General features: G+C 55.0%; 12 protein-coding genes. 1 reads left to right on the top strand and 11 read right to left on the bottom strand.

The window, feature by feature from the left end; all coding sequences use genetic code 11:
- Positions 1 to 11: 11 nt before the first annotated feature.
- Positions 12 to 3041 (top strand): DEAD/DEAH box helicase, encoded by a 3030-nt coding sequence (locus GIW02_RS08655; protein WP_201500682.1) that lies wholly within the window; start codon positions 12 to 14, stop codon positions 3039 to 3041.
- A 210-nt stretch (positions 3042 to 3251) separates the two neighbouring features.
- Here GIW02_RS08655 and GIW02_RS08650 read toward each other — a convergent pair whose 3' ends face one another.
- The 11 genes from GIW02_RS08650 to GIW02_RS08600 all read right to left on the bottom strand — a co-directional run bounded on the left by GIW02_RS08650 (position 3252) and on the right by GIW02_RS08600 (position 15549).
- Complete coding sequence (locus tag GIW02_RS08650; RefSeq protein ID WP_236416037.1) at positions 3252 to 4160, bottom strand: SEL1-like repeat protein; 909 nt, start codon at positions 4158 to 4160, stop codon at positions 3252 to 3254.
- A gap of 35 nt (positions 4161 to 4195) precedes the next feature.
- Positions 4196 to 4561: a histone-like nucleoid-structuring protein, MvaT/MvaU family gene (locus GIW02_RS08645; protein WP_236416039.1), complete on the bottom strand. Its 366-nt coding sequence runs from the start codon at positions 4559 to 4561 to the stop codon at positions 4196 to 4198.
- A gap of 153 nt (positions 4562 to 4714) precedes the next feature.
- Positions 4715 to 5200 (bottom strand): hypothetical protein, encoded by a 486-nt coding sequence (locus GIW02_RS08640; protein ID WP_150688475.1) that lies wholly within the window; start codon positions 5198 to 5200, stop codon positions 4715 to 4717.
- An 18-nt stretch (positions 5201 to 5218) separates the two neighbouring features.
- On the bottom strand, positions 5219 to 5542 hold the full coding sequence (locus GIW02_RS08635; RefSeq protein ID WP_236416041.1) for a hypothetical protein: 324 nt from the start codon (positions 5540 to 5542) through the stop codon (positions 5219 to 5221).
- Positions 5543 to 5786: 244 nt separating this feature from the next.
- Positions 5787 to 6965, bottom strand: coding sequence for a PDDEXK-like family protein (locus GIW02_RS08630; RefSeq protein ID WP_236416043.1), 1179 nt, complete (start codon positions 6963 to 6965; stop codon positions 5787 to 5789).
- Positions 6965 to 10147, bottom strand: coding sequence for a type I restriction endonuclease (locus GIW02_RS08625; protein WP_236416055.1), 3183 nt, complete (start codon positions 10145 to 10147; stop codon positions 6965 to 6967). The genes GIW02_RS08630 and GIW02_RS08625 overlap by 1 nt, the downstream gene beginning before the upstream one ends.
- 333 nt (positions 10148 to 10480) lie before the next feature.
- Positions 10481 to 11428 carry a GIY-YIG nuclease family protein gene (locus GIW02_RS08620; protein ID WP_236416057.1) on the bottom strand — a complete coding sequence of 316 codons (948 nt, stop codon included), beginning with the start codon at positions 11426 to 11428 and terminating at the stop codon, positions 10481 to 10483.
- The gene (locus tag GIW02_RS08615; RefSeq protein ID WP_236416060.1) at positions 11425 to 12792 is read right to left on the bottom strand and encodes a restriction endonuclease subunit S; all 1368 of its coding nucleotides are present in this window, start codon (positions 12790 to 12792) and stop codon (positions 11425 to 11427) included. The genes GIW02_RS08620 and GIW02_RS08615 overlap by 4 nt, the downstream gene beginning before the upstream one ends.
- A 2-nt stretch (positions 12793 to 12794) precedes the next feature.
- Positions 12795 to 13085, bottom strand: coding sequence for a hypothetical protein (locus tag GIW02_RS08610; protein WP_236416063.1), 291 nt, complete (start codon positions 13083 to 13085; stop codon positions 12795 to 12797).
- Positions 13082 to 15004, bottom strand: coding sequence for an HsdM family class I SAM-dependent methyltransferase (locus GIW02_RS08605; RefSeq protein ID WP_236416064.1), 1923 nt, complete (start codon positions 15002 to 15004; stop codon positions 13082 to 13084). Before GIW02_RS08605 ends, GIW02_RS08610 begins: the two co-directional genes overlap by 4 nt.
- Before the next feature lie 155 nt (positions 15005 to 15159).
- Positions 15160 to 15549: a hypothetical protein gene (locus GIW02_RS08600; protein WP_236416067.1), complete on the bottom strand. Its 390-nt coding sequence runs from the start codon at positions 15547 to 15549 to the stop codon at positions 15160 to 15162.
- Between the last annotated feature and the right edge of the window lie 597 nt (positions 15550 to 16146).

Below are 16146 nucleotides of genomic sequence, written 5' to 3'. Positions count from 1 at the left end.
GTAAACCTCCTATGGCATTTGTAGACGTTATAAAAGGCCTGCTCGGCAAGGCCGGTGAAGAACTAGCGGCGCAGCCTGGGTTTGATTTTCAGGCCGATAGCCATGGGCTGAATTTATACCTGCCCAAAGCGGCTTTCGTTGCATTGCAGGAAGGCCGCGGCAGCACGCTGCAGAAAGTCCAGCTGATTACCCTGCGTATGCTTGAAGAGCAGGGCCTGGCCAATCCCCTGCCTAATGGCTTCATGGTGTTGGAGGCTGACCTTGCCGGTCTTGAGGCCGAGCAAGCTGACTTACTCCGACTGCCGCCTCGCTTGCCCGGCTCGTTTGCGGCCCAAATCAGTGGCCGCACCGGTAACAGCAGTTTTCGCGTTGCGCTGCATTTGAAGATGACTGACGGCGATGCGCCTTTTACCCGCAAGGGCCCGCTGCTCTATTTGACTTCAATCGAGGCTTACCGGTTAACCCCCGCAGAGTTGATGGGGCTATTGGCCTGGGAACATCATCAGGAGCTACAGCCCGAGCAGCGAGGCGAAGCGGCCAATCTTCGCCTGATGGCCGAGCTGCAAACGGCCGCACGCAGCGGTATGCGTATCGATCTCAGCCATTTCGAGCGCTTGGACGTGGTGGTGCCGCAAAACATCGGTGTAGTGGCTACACGTTTGCCCGATGGCAGTTTATTGCTGTGCCCCAGCCTGGGGAATGGCACCACGCCGGATCAGCTGGAAAAACGTTGGTCGCAGTTAGATATGGGTGCCAATGATGGCGTACTGCGTATCGACAATCGGGTCGTACTGCTTGATCCACAGAAGATGGCGGCCATTAAGGAAGTCCTGAGTAATAAGCGTATTCCCGCGGATAAAGTCGCCGAATTCTTGACCACGCCAAGCGCTTTTCTCGATGCCGCGCTAGTAAATCTGGATATGGGGTTTTCCATCAGAGTAGTGGGTATCGGCAAGCTGCAGCATATGGATTTTGGAGACCAAGACAGCCAGAAAAATGATTGGTTTGCATTGGATAAACGTCCAGCATCTGCCGCCATCATCCAGAAGTTAGTGCAAACGCCGGAAGAGCTGGCCAGGTTTCAGGAGGTTTATGCGTCCGCCAAGGAGCAGGGCGCAACAAGCCTGACTTTTGCTGGTCAGGTTATTGATGTCTCCAATCCAGAACAAGTTGATGAGCATATTCAAAAGGTCCAAGAGATCTTTGAAGGTGCAACGGTTGCACCCGTTGTCGAGCCTGATGAACCTGATGAGGTGAAAGAAACAGTAAGTGTCCTGCTGCACGATGCCGACGATATTCACCAGGGCCTGCTGCGTAAGGCCTGTGAGGCCAAGCTATTCCGGGAACCGGACTGGGATGCCTATGCTCGCCAGCCATTTCCGCACCAGAGGGAGGGTGTGGAGTGGATGATGAAGTTGCTGGGGGCAGCCATTCAAGATGACCACGCCAACCTATATCGGCTGCAGGGCGCTTTGCTGGCAGATGACATGGGGCTGGGTAAAACCTACATGTCGCTGGTGACTGTGGGTGAGTACCTGGCTCAGCAAAAGGCGGCCAATAAGTCGCAAAAACCGATTTTGGTAGTCGCGCCGTTGAGTTTGCTGGAGAACTGGGAGGACGAGGTTGATCACACGTTCAAAAGCATTCCTTTTCGCGACATTGTGGTGCTGCAAGCCGGGCGTGACCTCAATCGCTTCCGCGTAAAAGGCGCAGAGCGTGAGTCCGTGCAATTAGCATCACTGGCGGATGAAGATGGTCAGCTGGATGGCGAGACCATACGTTATGCTCTGACCATCGGGCCTGAAGCCGGCGCCCAGCGCCTGGACATGGACCGGCGGCTGGTGCTGACCACCTATCAAACCCTTCGCGATTATCAGTTCTCGATGTGCATGATTGACTGGGGCATGGTGATCTTCGATGAGGCGCAGAACATCAAGAACCCTAACGCGCTTCAAACCCAGGCAGCCAAAGGCTTAAAAGCTGACTTCAAGCTATTGGCGACTGGCACCCCGGTGGAAAATAGCCTTGGCGATTTCTGGTGTTTGATGCATACCGCGCAGCCCGGTGTTTTAGGCGGTTGGAGCCAGTTTCGTGACAACTGGATAAAGCCGATTCTGCATGCGCCAGAGGATGAGCGTGATGCGGTGCGGCGCAAGGTTGGGGCTGAACTTCGTGATGCTGTAGGGATTTTTATGCTGCGCCGGGTCAAGGAGGACCAGCTCAAGGGCTTGCCAAGCAAGACCATTCACAGCGGCGTCGCTCAGCCGACAGGTGGTTTGTTAGTGCATACGCCACAGCTTTCGCGAGGGATGAAGGGCATTCAGCTAAAGGCCTACGATGCGATTTTGTCTGACTTTCGTGAACGACGAGCCACTGAGGATATGCGCGGCACGGCGCTTATAGCGCTCTCCCAGTTGCGTGAGATATCCCTCCATCCGCGCCTGCGTGAAGAGACGCAGCTCATGACCAACACAGCAAAGGATGCACGCGAGGTTATGGCCGAGTCTGGCAAGTTGACTGTGTTGCTGGAGCTGCTCGATCAGATTCGCCAGAAAAACGAAAAGGTCATCTTGTTCATGGTAACAAAGCGGCTGCAACGCTTGCTCAAGCTTTGGCTAGATCAAATTTATGGCTTAAATGTGGCCATCATTAATGGTGACACCGCTGCTGTTGCCAAGAAAGCCGACATCCTGACGCGCAAGCAGTTGATCACAGCTTTTGAGGCCAAGCCGGACTTCAACCTAATCATCATGTCACCGGTTGCAGCAGGGGTTGGTTTGACGGTGGTAGGCGCTAACCATGTCGTCCATCTTGAGCGCCATTGGAACCCGGCCAAAGAGGCCCAGGCTTCTGATCGCGTGTACCGCATTGGCCAAACCAAGGAAGTACATATCCACCTACCAGCAGTCCTGCATCCCCAGCATGATTCTTTCGATGTACATCTTGATCGCCTACTGCGCGGCAAATTAATGCTCAAAGACGCCGTGGTGACGCCAGAATCAGTAAGCGAAAACGAGATGATTCAGTCGTTGGGGTTGTAGCCACGTTGCCGAGTGAAACTCCTTTCACGTATCAACGCCAACGTTATTCGTAAGTGGCTGCCGCTTTACCGAGATCAACTACCTGCACCGCTGCCGGCATTTGTTCCGGTAGAGATTAGCAAATACATCCCATGCGCTTTGAGATAGTCGCGAAGGTGCTCCGGGCAGGCCTCCAAAAGAACGGGGTTAGGGTCGGGGCTAGGTAAGCTGTCAGCGCTTTCTTTTGAAAAACGACACCACGGCCGTGATCGCAGCGATGGCGAGGATGATGGGAATAGTCACCGCATTGATCGCGTTGGCCACTGCGAGTAGGCCGCTGCCGATCACCACCCAGATGACTATGGTGAAGGGCAATATGACCCACGCCCATTTGGCTTCATTGGACTTAGGAGCGGCCATTCTGTTGAGGCCATCAAGTCCCCACGCAACGAGTTGCTCAGCACACTTCTTGCCCCCGCCCTCGTGACGGCGCTTCCCCTTACGGAGCCATGCGACAGCCTCGCGGTACTCCTCGCCGGCATAATGAATCGACTGCTTACCCTGGCTGTGTAACATAGCCAGCTTGTAATAGGAGTTGGATGTGTAGTGAGACGCCTGGTACAGCCGCTCGATCTCTGCAACTTCTTCCGGGGTGCACTGCTCAGCGCATCTGCCGTTGACGAGGCGGTCAGCAAGGCACTCGGCGCCTGTTTCATTACCGAGATCAGCCGCTCTTCGTAGGCAATGCAGGGCCTTCTCGGGGTCTGTATCCGCAGGGTCTCGCCGGCCATCGTAGTGGTCGCAAAGCATCAGCATTGCGCGTACAGACCCGCTGTCGGCTGCAGACCCCAACAGCTCGATTGACCTCCGGCAATCCTGCTCGATGCCATCCCCTTTGGCCAGAAGTTCTGCCAGGATGATCTTGGCGCGCTCCTTGTTTGCAGCGACCAGCGCCTCAAGCAGAACCACAGCATCTTTGTTGCCAGCTCGTATGAAGTCACCAAGCTGGATGGCAACATAGCTCGCTGTGTCGTCATCAGCCTCAGTTGCAATCTGATACTCGACTGCCTCCCTCAAATGGTTAGGCAGTGTGCTAAAGCTCCCTTCGCTCAATTCCAGATCCCTCTTGGCCATGCCCATGAGGAGCCCCGGGGTCGGAGCTCCATCCATTCGATTTACTGCAGCCAGCTTTCCACGGTGTCAGAGCCATACTGCGCTTTCCAGGCCTTCAAGGTCTTGTGGTTGCCGCCTTTGGTTTCAACAACCTCACCGCTGTGCGGGTTGTGATAGCGCTTCACAGCCCGAGGTGCGCGGGAGCCTTTCTCGGGAGCCTGGGTAGTGAAGGATAGGCGGCCTGCTTGCAGGTCGAGCAGGTTGATGACGTCGCGCAGATTCACGCCGTAGCCAGCCATCAGGGTCTTCAGTTTATCTTCGAACTCGATCTCTTTCTTGAGCGAGTCGCTTTTCTTCATCTCTTCGAGCTGCTGCAACTGAGCTGCCAGCTGGGCTTCCAGCTCGCGATAACGGTTCAGTTGAGACATGCGATGATTTCCATGCGATGTAGGTGGTACAGCCAGTATGCCTGCAGAGCGTCTGGGTGGCATATGGGGGTGACATAGCTCACTGACATGATATCTACTGTAGCTCGACAAAATATCAGACATTTACAAAACCCCGTGTGATTCAGTGCCTGATCAGGTCTTTCTTGGGATCAATGAATGGCCCATGAAGACCTCCATAGGGGCAATGTCGACGTACCCACCGGCCGAGTAATCTTCAATGCACAGGTCGTCTTCCTCCGCCATTAAGCTGTCCAGCTTTTCCAGACGATCTTCAATTGCAAGGCGTCTCGCTTCGCCTGTCAGATGCTCATACCCCTGCACGCAGTGGCTGCTTTTCGAGAAGTACTGCAATAGGAACTCGGTATGGCCATCATCAGTAAAACTCGCCAATTCAAAAGACTCACTGTTGAGCTTTATGTGGACATCACCGTTTCCCACTGAAAGACTGAAATTCGGGAGCACAACCGGCATCCGCTGTAAGCCGAACAAGAGTCTCATCAGGCTTTGGCGTACTTGAGCGTCATCTTGGCCACGCACCAATCTGCAGGCTAGCATTTTCGTGAGCCACTGAATTATCCAGCAGTCTTCGGCAGGTATATTGATTTTGATGTTGCTCATTAAAGCCACCAGTCCGGCTCAACACACATCGTCTTCGTAATCGACTTGAACGATCTCAACAGTTAGGTCCTGGATGATCTCGATACCTTCAGGGCACTTCACCAACTCGACTGCGTCGACGGTTGGAGTTGTCAAACCGTAATCTGCCGTGACGCACCATACGACATCCCCAGCCTGGGTAGTCCCTGTGAACAAGGTCGCATAGGTTTCACCATCACCCTTGAATTTGGGAGCCTCCACCTGCTCAGATGAGGACTGAACAATCGAATCTGCCGGGATAGTTACCTTCTCGCCTGACAGCTCACAAACCACATCCTGAGTTACTTCAATCACTGATGCCATGGTGCCCTCCTAGTAAAAGGGCACCACTGTAGTGGCAATCAGCCAACCAGGAAATAGGCCGCTCGTTAAGTAGGAGGAATAACCACCAACTGTTCAATAGCACTCCCCCTTAGACCCGGCTGGCTCCGGCCCCACGCTGGCCATCCGCTGGCGTGGCAGCTCATGACGCCTGCATTTTCCTGAATGGCTTTCGTCGGCAACTGCCCCCTCAAAACAGCTGGCAGGCCTTCATCATTACCGTCCTTTATTTTTCGCCTTTTTGAAGCTCGTGATTGATCAGCTGCGCATAGGTTGCGGCCAACCCCAGCGCGATCTCGATATGCTCAGCAGTAAATTGATCACCTTCACGCAGTACTCTTCTCCCCTCGTCCAGATCCTGCTGAGCGCACACATACCGCAGTCCTTTCCAGCTGGATGCAGACGTAGGCAGGTCAAACGCAACCCCGTGGCTAGCCAGATCACCCTCACAGATAAAGGGAAACACCCCAAACCAAGTGTGCTTGTAGATCTTCACCCAAACGCCTTTCGGCCAGTGCTGAAGGCGCACATGCAAGTCATAAAAGAGCTCTTTTTCTCTCAACGCCTTGATGTGTTCAATCTGTAATTGACCCGATTCAAGACCAAAAGCTGGATCACTGATCAACCGATCAGCTAGGTGTTTGAAGGTATCTTCGACCTTGCGATTCAGGCAGTAGTGATACTGGTCGAACATCTCTCTATATGCGCTCTCGTGCTCACTGAAAAGCTGCCAGCATGATTCCCTGCTCTGTGTGCCGCCTGTCATGTTGCACTCGATATGCCCAATAAATTGTTTAATAAATACGTCTGTTTCAAGGGGAACATCTGTTGCAGATCTACAAAACCTTAGTACATGAGCAATGCTGGAGTAGTCCATACAGTAGACTGGCACCTGGCTGCATAGATTTGCCGTTTCTGGACTTCGCTTGTTGGGAGTCAAGAAAACCAGGGCCTGCTTGAAGCCACTGAACCGATCACTCAAGGTTTCTTGGTAACGAGTCAGTTGTTTTTTCTGCTCTCCTGCATGAATTTTGTTCTCAATGCCAATCACGAGCTTGAGTGCGGGAAAAACCACAACGATGTCGATAAAGTTCAGCTCTCGGTATACCTGCGAATGGACGTGCGCCGCACTTGCATCCCTGAGCATTGCTGCATCCAACGCTGTACCACTGAACAGGATTACCCCTGACCCCGGCTCACTCAAAACCTGTAAAAAACCATGTAAAAAGCGATTCCCTAAGCCATGGCTGCCAGTGGCTCTAAGCATGTGTGCAAGGAGCCTCGAGTGCACCAGCTCCTTGTTATGGATGCCCAGCACTCTGAACGGTTCAAAGCGCTCCGTGAAGTCGGTCAATGCTTGAAACGCACTGCTTTCAGCCAACTCCCTAACAGCTGAAGTATTCATTACGCCCTGGCTCCTTGCAGCAAGTCCCCACCCGCATCCTTCTTCAGCAACTCATACACCACGGTCAGGAACACATCCCGCGTCGCCTCGTCGCTCAACAGCTTGGTCGCCATGCTGGTGTGACTGCTCATGGCCCCCGCAATTGCCTGAATCGCTTTCATCGGCAGGTCGGCCTTCATAGCCTGATCCATGGTGTTGTTCTGCACCTGGGCCATGACCACAACATCGCCGCGAAGCTTTTCGGACACATGCACAGCGAAGGCCACCTGATCCGTGTCGGTGATGTCCTTACCGAAGGCGTTGTTAAGCTTTTCGATCAGCTCGGCGAGATATTTTTTCTCGCGGTCGCGTGCTTCGCGCAGGCCATTGTCGGTCATGCCATACAAACCAGGAACCTCGGCCAGCACGCCAACGCCGGCCAGGTCATCGCCTTTCTTGATCTTGTAGTGGGTCAGTTTGAGCTCCCCTAAATCGACCTGCTCGGCACTGATCCCTTTCAGACGCTTGCGCAGCAGCCGCGCATAGCTGGCGAAGGCTTCCAAAGCAGGATCAGCGAAGTCCACCAGTTGCGCGATGTACTCGTAAGCGCGGACGAACTTGGTCAGGCTCTCGCTAAAAACCATCAGTTCGTCACGCGCCTTGCAGTACTCGGCGCGCTGCACGTCGGCATACTCCATTCCCTTGTCATCACCGCTGTCATGGGCAGACTCCCAGGCCTTTTCCCACTGGTCGATAGCATCGTTGAGCGTCTTGAGTTTGCCATTGAAGCGGTCGGTAGCCGACTGGGTCAGCGAATAGAGCTTCTGGTGCGTGACATTCAGGTCAACGATGGCATTGCCGAACGCCTCAACCTCGGCCTGCTCATAAATGAACATGCCATCCAGCCGTTGTTTGATGTCGTAGACGATATTCGGGTCCTGAATGTCCGTCACCTGGGCATCGCGGTAGAAGGTTTTGAACCCCGCGAGGATTTCCTCGGCCTCGTTGGCAAAATCGATGACGTAGGTCTTGTCCTTGCCTGGGAAGGTGCGGTTCAATCGCGAGAGGGTCTGCACTGCCTCGACACCGGAGATCTTTTTGTCCAAGTACATGGCCACCAGCTTGGGCTGGTCGAAGCCGGTCTGATACTTGTTGGCGACGATCATCACCCGGTAATCAGGGGTATCGAACACCTTGCGCATATCGCGCCCATGTAAGCCAGGGTTCAGGTTGGTTTCGCTGAACTGATGATCCGCAGGCAGGCTGTTTTCTTCTACATCGCTGTTAGGTACTTCGCCAGAGAAGGCCACCATGGCCTGCACATTGTCGTAGCCCTTGCGCTGACAGTAATCTTGCAACGCCAGGTGATACTTCACCGCTGCTGCACGGGAACTGGTCACCACCATTGCCTTGGCCTGGCCACCGAGAAGGTGTGCGACGTTCTTGCGAAAGTGTTCAGTGATCAGCTCGACTTTCTGCCCGACGTTCACCGGGTTGAGCGCCAGCCACTTGGCCAGCTTGCGCCGGGCGCTCTTTTCGTCCACCCGCGTGTCATCGACAAACTCGCTGCCGATTTTGAACGCCACGTTGTAGCTGGTGTAGTTCTTCAACACATCGAGAATGAAACCTTCCTCAATGGCCTGCTGCATGGTGTAGAGGTGGAACGGAGCTGGTGGGTTGTCCTGGCTCACCGGCAACGCTGGATTGCGCGGGCGGCCAAACAGGCTGAGGGTCGAATGCTTGGGCGTGGCGGTGAAGGCAAAGTAGCTGGCGTTACCCGGTCGACTACGCGAGGCCTGCCACACGGATAGACGCGCTTCCTTGGAGAGCTTTTCCCACTCGGCCTCGCTCTGGCCAGTCAGTACGTAGCGCAGGTCATCGGCGGTACTGCCCCCCGTCGAGCTATGCGCCTCATCGATAATGATGGCGAAGCGACGGTCGCGCAGGCTCTGCTCGCCGAGAATGGTTTTCTGCGCATAGGGGAAGGTTTGCAGCGTGCAGACAATGATTGGCACACCCTCCAGCATTGCCTTGGCCAGCTGCTGGCTCTTGGGCAAGCTAGATTGTTGACGGTCGATGGCACATACCACCCCGGCTTGATGCTCGATCTGCTGAATGGCGTCCTGCAGCTGTTGATCCAGCACTTGGCGGTCGGTCACCACGATCACACTATGGAAGTACGGTTCGCCATCCAGACGGCGCACACGGATCAGTGAATGCGCGGTCCAGGCGATGGTATTGGTCTTGCCCGAGCCAGCACTGTGCTGGATCAGGTAGGGCTGTCCCGCCCCTTCGATGCGCACGGCATCGATCATCTTGGTCACGCCTTCCCACTGGTGAAACCGTGGGAAAATCAGGCCTTCCTTGAAGTAGGTCTTGCCGTTGACATCCTGGGCTTCCTTGCGCTCCTGCAGCACAAAACGGTGGAAGATGTGCAGCCAATTGTCCTTCTGCAGCACTCGCTCCCAGAGGTAGCTCACCGGATAGCTGTTGTCGCCGCCGGACGGGTTGCCGGCTGCGCCATCGTTACCCCGATTGAACGGCAGGAAGAAGGTCGAGTCACCCGCCAATTTGGTGGTCATGCGGATGTCGCTGTCGCTCATGGCGAAATGCACCACAGCACCACGCTTGAAGGTCAGTAGCGGTTCCAGACCACCGCTCTTACGCTGCGGCTTGCGATCCATGCAGTACTGCTGCATAGCGGCCTGTACCGACTGTGTGAAGTCGGTTTTCAGCTCCACCGTGGCCACCGGAATTCCATTGATAAAGAAAGCCAGGTCGATCTCGTCGGTCTTGTCCAACGAGTAACGCAACTGCGGCACCACACGCAGGCGGTTGGCCGCGTAGCGTGCAATCACCGTCTCGTTGCGATCATCTTCCGGTAAGCCTTGGCTCATGACTAATGTGCCGCCACCGGCCACGGCGAAGCCGTAACGCAGCAGGTTTACCGTGCCACCATCGACCTTGTTTTCCAGCTGTTTGACCAGCCGATCCAGCACCACATGGCGAGTGCCTGCACCATTCATGGCCTGCAGCTTGGCCATGGCCTGCGGCTGGCTTTCCTCCAGCCAGCCGAGCACATCATCAGGGAACAGCGCCCTTGCCGCGTCATAGTCGGCTGACTTGCCGACCAACCAACCAGCAGCAGCCAGTTGCTCGACGATATGGCGTTCGAGTTCGCATTCGTGGTGGATGTGGCTCATGAGGCGATCCTTCGTCTGGTCGGCCCCTATCTGAGAGAGGCAGCTTGTCTAAAGTTGGTCTTAAGTTCGTCTAGTGCTCGGTGCCGACAGAATGAGCCACCAGTCAAATACCCATCAAATACAAAAATATCAGGCTAAAGCCGCAGGCATTCTGATCTAGAGGCTTCAGCCATGAAAATATGTCGCCCAACAGACGACCAATCGAATATCCGTCAAATACAAAGTCTCTGCCCCCAGTAATCGGCGATACGCTCCAGAGTTATGACAGCCTTCTAAAATTATGGGTGCCCGACAGCTTATTCGTTGATCTGAACGGTACAGCTTATGGCTTGCTCATTCTGCCTCCGGTTTAGGAGTAACTGTGATCAACTGCTGCTCCTGCCAGGCCGCGTAGCTTAGCCCCGTACCTTCAACCACCCAGGAAGTACGACCGTTGGCGGAGCGGCCGCAGACTACGGCCGCAGCCGCGCTTGGGCTGGAGAACGCGTAGTCGTCGCGGAAGACCATATGCTCGCCGTCCTCTGCTACCAGCACGCCGTCCGCCACCAGTTGCTTGAATAGACCCTGATAGCCGCGCTCGGTACCCACCCACTCGGGGCGTGCCTTGGAGCCCTTGAGCACAAAGAACTCGCCGTCGACTTCCTGCCCTTGGGCGCTGAGGCGATAGCGGGGCACCTCCAGATTGAAGCGCGGCGAGTGGCTGACCGAAGTGGCCGGGCTGGCACTAGCGGCGGCGGAAGGCTTGCTCAGCTCACGCAAAAAGTCGAAGCCCAGCACCGGCAGCACAGTGCGAATCTGCTCCAGGAAGAAGGCCATATCAGCGCGGTCGGACTCCGGCAGGCTGCCATAATCGTGTGCAGTGCCATTGATCAAATCGCAGCGCCCAACATTATTAGCAATACCGATCAGCAGGCTTTCCAAGTGCTTCACATGGGTTTTGGTCAGATTCTGATCCTTGCTGGTGACAAGGCAGACCTTTTCCCAGAAGTCCTTGCCGCCCGCCGAACCATCTGAAATCTCGGGACGGTTGTGCTGCTTGAGGCGCTTGGCCACGTCATCCGACTCGCCGATGTACACCTTAGAGTGCAAGCTGTTCTCCGGGTCGGGGCCCACCAGAAAGTAAACGCCGGTACGCCCGCACTCTGGGCGCTGCACCAGCTCGGCTAGCTTGCTGCGCGGGCCGGTCAGCACATGACCGGTCCAGTTCATGATCTCGGCGGTAAGCAGGCCATTGGGTGTGCCGTCCACCAGGAATAGGCGAATGCTACGGCCTTGGTTCATACAGCCTCCCGCAGGTCGATCTGACCGGTGACGGCGGCGGTAATTAGGGCAGAGCGACGTTCTTTGAGGAGGAGGACACTAACCGCCGTTTTGTCCATCAACGCATCAATCCGGGCTAACATGGGTTGCAGAGTCGCAAGGATAGTGCGCTGTTCAACTACTGGAGGGATGGTGAATTTCAACTGCTTGAAATCTCCAAGTCCGACACGCAGCCGGGTGGACTCCACTGAGATTTGACTGATATTGAATCGTCCGTAGTCCGAGTTAATAAGCATTGCCATAAAAGCTGGCTCAATCTGCAGCTCATCAACGCGAAATCTCATGACATCTTGCGTCACGATCCCTTCCTGCTCCCCTGCTGGATAAACAGCAGCAATACCCGGAGGATCTCCGACCTTGGAAATAATCACATCCCCCGGAAGGACATTGCAGAACCGCAGTTGCTCAGCCTTATTAGGAGAAACGCAAACCTCACTGACCCTACGGTAAGCAGAAGCCCTAATATCTCGAATATAAACAACAGGCACACCCTCGGTCGTGAGTTCAGTGGTCAGCAGGTCACTACCAAATGGCCCATTCACAAATGAGTGCCTCTCATGCTTTGCGAGTGAAAGGAGGCTCATTGGCTTTGACCAATGTTCCGGCACCTCCCCCACCCACTCCACACCGGAGTCCTTCATCTTCGAGTAAGGGTCAAGGCCCTTGGTGACAGCATGGGTGATCAGTGCCTGGCGCTTTTCGCGCAGCAGTTCGATAAAACGGGTTTTCTTCTCCATCAGCGCGTCGATGCGGACGGTTTCGCGGTCGAGGTGAGTCAAGACAACAGAAAGCTCGTCATCTGGCGGGATAACTACTGGAAGCTCCATCACGTTCGATGACGAGATGGATGCGAGATTTGTGCTCTGCTTGGAGCGCCCCATGAAGTAGAACTGGGCTGCTTGTGAGCCGGTAAAAGCATTCAGCCAATAAGGAGGAATCTTGGCCGGGCGAACGGCAAACACATGGTTCTGGTGAATGCAAGGCTCGATCTCGCCCTGCCAGACATGTCCACGTCCAAGTTTGTCGAAGTCGCCACCTTCATTCATCAGAACATCGCCTGGGCAAAGGCTGTAGCGAGACAGATCTGCACGCGGGATTTCGATAGTGGTCACGTCATCAAGAGACAAGTAGCCGTCCTGCACGTTGGCAACACGCAGATAAGGAACCTCAATGGTGTCCTTTCCAACGTTGTCCTTGCCTTTGGCTACACCGGTTTGAACAGTAGCGATGAACTTGAGGCGCTTAATCTGCCAATGCTCCGGCACATGTCCCAACCACTCAACGCCGGAATTCTTGTACGCCGGATATGGCTTGTAATGGCTCATGGTCAACCCCGCATCGTTCTGTAACCGTTCTGCGCCCGTGACTCGGCATCCAGCAACCAGGTTAAGAACCGCTGAGCACATTCATGCTTGTTGAAAACCACCACCATTAGAGATTCATCCACCTTAACGAGCTCTGGTGAAGGCGTTGGCTTATGGCGTATTTGCTGCAGCCAGTCATCACCCATGGGGCAAGGCATCGAGAACTCCATATTGGAAGACTCATAGCTGAGCGAGTAAACGTCAGCACGGCAATCATCATCGGGGCTTTCTAGGTTCATAACCCAAACTTTCATGCCGTCACCTCGCCCAGCAGCCCGGCGATCTCCGCCTCAACAGCCTTCAAGTCGGCATCGATCTCGGCCAGCGCACGTGGCGGCTGGTAGACGTAGAAGTAGCGGTTGAAGTTTATTTCGTAACCGACGATACCCACCTGACCATCTTTCGCATCCACTTTGCTGGTATCGATCCAGGCATCCGGCAAATGAGGAAGCACTTCGCGGGCGAAGTAGTCGTCGATTGACTCATTGAGCGGCACATTCTCGTTCTCGCGCAAGTCGGAGTCGGCCTGTACGTTGCCCTTATCGTCCAGTACCGGCTGGGCCTCAGCATCGCGCTCGCCGAAGCAGACCAGCACGGCCTTAAGCGCAGTCTTACCGAGCTTTTTGATCCCGGCAGCCTTGAGGAAAGCCGGTAGGTTATCGAAGCTGCTTTCTACCTTGGAGAAAGCATCGGCCTGATCGGTACCCTTGGTGTTTTGGTAAGTCGCGAGCTTATCCGGCGTAACCGAGAAGCGCAGACGTAGGGGACGTTCGACAGTAATGCGCCGGTAGCCGAAGTCAGTGCTGGCGAAGACCTTGGTGTTCGGTGCGTTCTCACTGGCTTCATGCAGCTTGGCAATCTCAACAATCTGCGCTTCGGAAAGATACTTACGCTTGCTTCCCAGGCTCTTGCGCATCGGAGCGTGCATGGCGGTGGCATCGATCAGTTGCACCTGGCCTTTGCGCCCGCCGTCCTTGTGGTTGGACAGCACCCAGATATAGGTGCCAATACCAGTGTTGTAGAACAAGTCATTCGGTAGGGCGATGATCGCCTCCAGCCAGTCATTTTCCAGAATCCAGCGGCGGATCTCTGACTCACCTGAGCCTGCGCCACCGTTAAACAATGGCGAACCGGACAGAACAATACCGATACGCGTGCCGCCCTGCTCGACTGGCTTGCGCTTGGACAGCAGGTGCATGAGGAACAGAAGCGAACCATCACCCACCCGTGGCAGGCCGGCACCGAAACGCCCGGCGAAACCGAGGCCGACTTGCTCGTCCTGCACTTGCTTTTGCACCTTCTCCCACTTCACGCCGAACGGCGGGTTGGCCAGGCAGTAGTCGAATTGCTCATGGGGTAGCAGGTCGTTGGAGAGGGTGTTACCTAGCTTAATGTTCTTGGTGTCATAACCCTGGATCAGCTTATCCGCCACCGAAATAGCGTATGTTTCTGGGTTCAACTCCTGGGCATACGGCACCAGGCGCAAGTCTGACTCCCATTCATCCCGCACCAGTTCAATTGCGGAAGACAGAAACCCCCCGGTACCTGCGGCACAGTCATATACGGTGCGAATGGCCCCTGGTTGATTCAAAGCTCGATGATCGGGCTCAAAAACCAATGTGGTAGCCAAACGTACCACGTCACGCGGGGTAAAAAATTCACCGGCGGTATCGTTGGCAGACTCAGCGAACTTTCGAATCAGGTGCTCAAACACCAGACCCATTTCATGGTTGCTGATGACGCTAGGATGCAGGTCGATGCTGGCGAACTTCTGCGTCACCAGATACAGCAGGTTGGCATTTTCCAACTTGCTCAACCAGCCATCGAAGGCGAAGTGCTCGAACACCTGACGGGCGTTGGCGGAGAACTTGGCGATGTAGTCTTCCAAGTTGGCGCGGGTGCTGGTGGAGCCAACACTGTCTAGGGCGAACTGTGAGACGTTATAGAAGGTGGCCCCGGCGGTGGCAGGCAGAATCAGATCCATATCCACACCACTGGCCTGCATCGCCAGGAACTGGCTGCGCACCTTGTCACGAGTCGGCTCCAGAACACACTCCAGCCGACGCAATACGGTGAACGGCAGGATGATGCGGCCGAACTCGGACTGCCTGAAATCGCCACGTAGTACGTCGGCCACGTTCCAAATGAAGTCGGCTAGGTTTTGTTGGTTCACGCGAGAGGAATCCTTGTCTACTGTGGATCGCAGAGAGGGTGAGGGGTCAGCGGATGACGACCAATGGCTTCTCTGCGCTGTGCTATTACGAATAGCCGAACCTTAACCGTTCGGACAAACCTGAACCAGCGTAACGCATTCAACCTGTAAAGCTTTCAAGCAGTTGACCTCCGAATGCAGCCCGTCCGGAAGGCTTTCGCTCTCGCAGGCTTGAGGTGCAGGTACTGAGTATCCTTAGTCAAGTAGTGCATCGCCTTGACGACCTTAGTGCGTGCCTGGATATCATCCCGCCTGATCGTTCCGATTCCGACTTCATCACCATATTGGTCCTTCTCAGCGTTGCAGCTGTAGTAGTAACCCCGCCCAGCGGTTAGCTGCTCCCACAGTTCACCAATCTGCTGCGCTTTATAAAAGTCACTGCGGACCTCTGCTCCACCCAGGATCAGCAACGCAGGATCGACAAGCGGTGCAAGCAGATAATGGTCGATGCCGAAGCAATCGTAGAAGGTCAGAGTAGCCTGCTCCCAGGCGAGCTCTTTAATCACGCCATACCAGCAGGAGGCTCCACTCAGGCCTTAAAAGAGGCTGCAAAAGAGAGCCCACTTTGCTCGAAAAATTCTCCGGCAGACAATCAATCAAGCTCGACTGAAGATACGTTTAGGATTGACTCGGAGCGCCTGCGACGGCCAGAAGATCATTCTGACCCCAGCCTTGTGCTCGTAGCTGAGCCTCATGGTCCGGGAGCGAACAATCACACTGGTCTACGCCCAAAGGAGCTTCCGGAAGAGAAGAATTCTGTCTCCCTTGAAAAAAATGCGACCGACCTTGAGTCTCGATCAGAGCCACAACGCCTGCCAGACAGTGCCGCCACTGATGTAGCCCGTAGATCTAACAAAATCACTCTTCAAAGAAAGAAGCACTCCGTTATCCGAGGACCCCAGAGAAAGCTTGAAGAGGACTAAGCTATTCACCTTGAGACAGGCATAGGGCGACCTCAGTGAGGTATAGACACGAAAACGGCAGGGGCATCCGCAAGCGCCTATTCTCCCTTGATACCTCAGTTCAAAAATTACCGTGGTCGCTGCCAGCACCCTCCATATAAAGCCCTTTCTGAAGAATCTCAGCTGACGGTATTCCAAATG

It is taken from the genome of Pseudomonas syringae (genome assembly GCF_021606685.1).
In the GTDB taxonomy this organism is placed as follows: Bacteria; Pseudomonadota; Gammaproteobacteria; order Pseudomonadales; family Pseudomonadaceae; genus Aquipseudomonas; species Aquipseudomonas syringae_R.
This window is presented reverse-complemented; position numbering and strand designations above follow the sequence as displayed.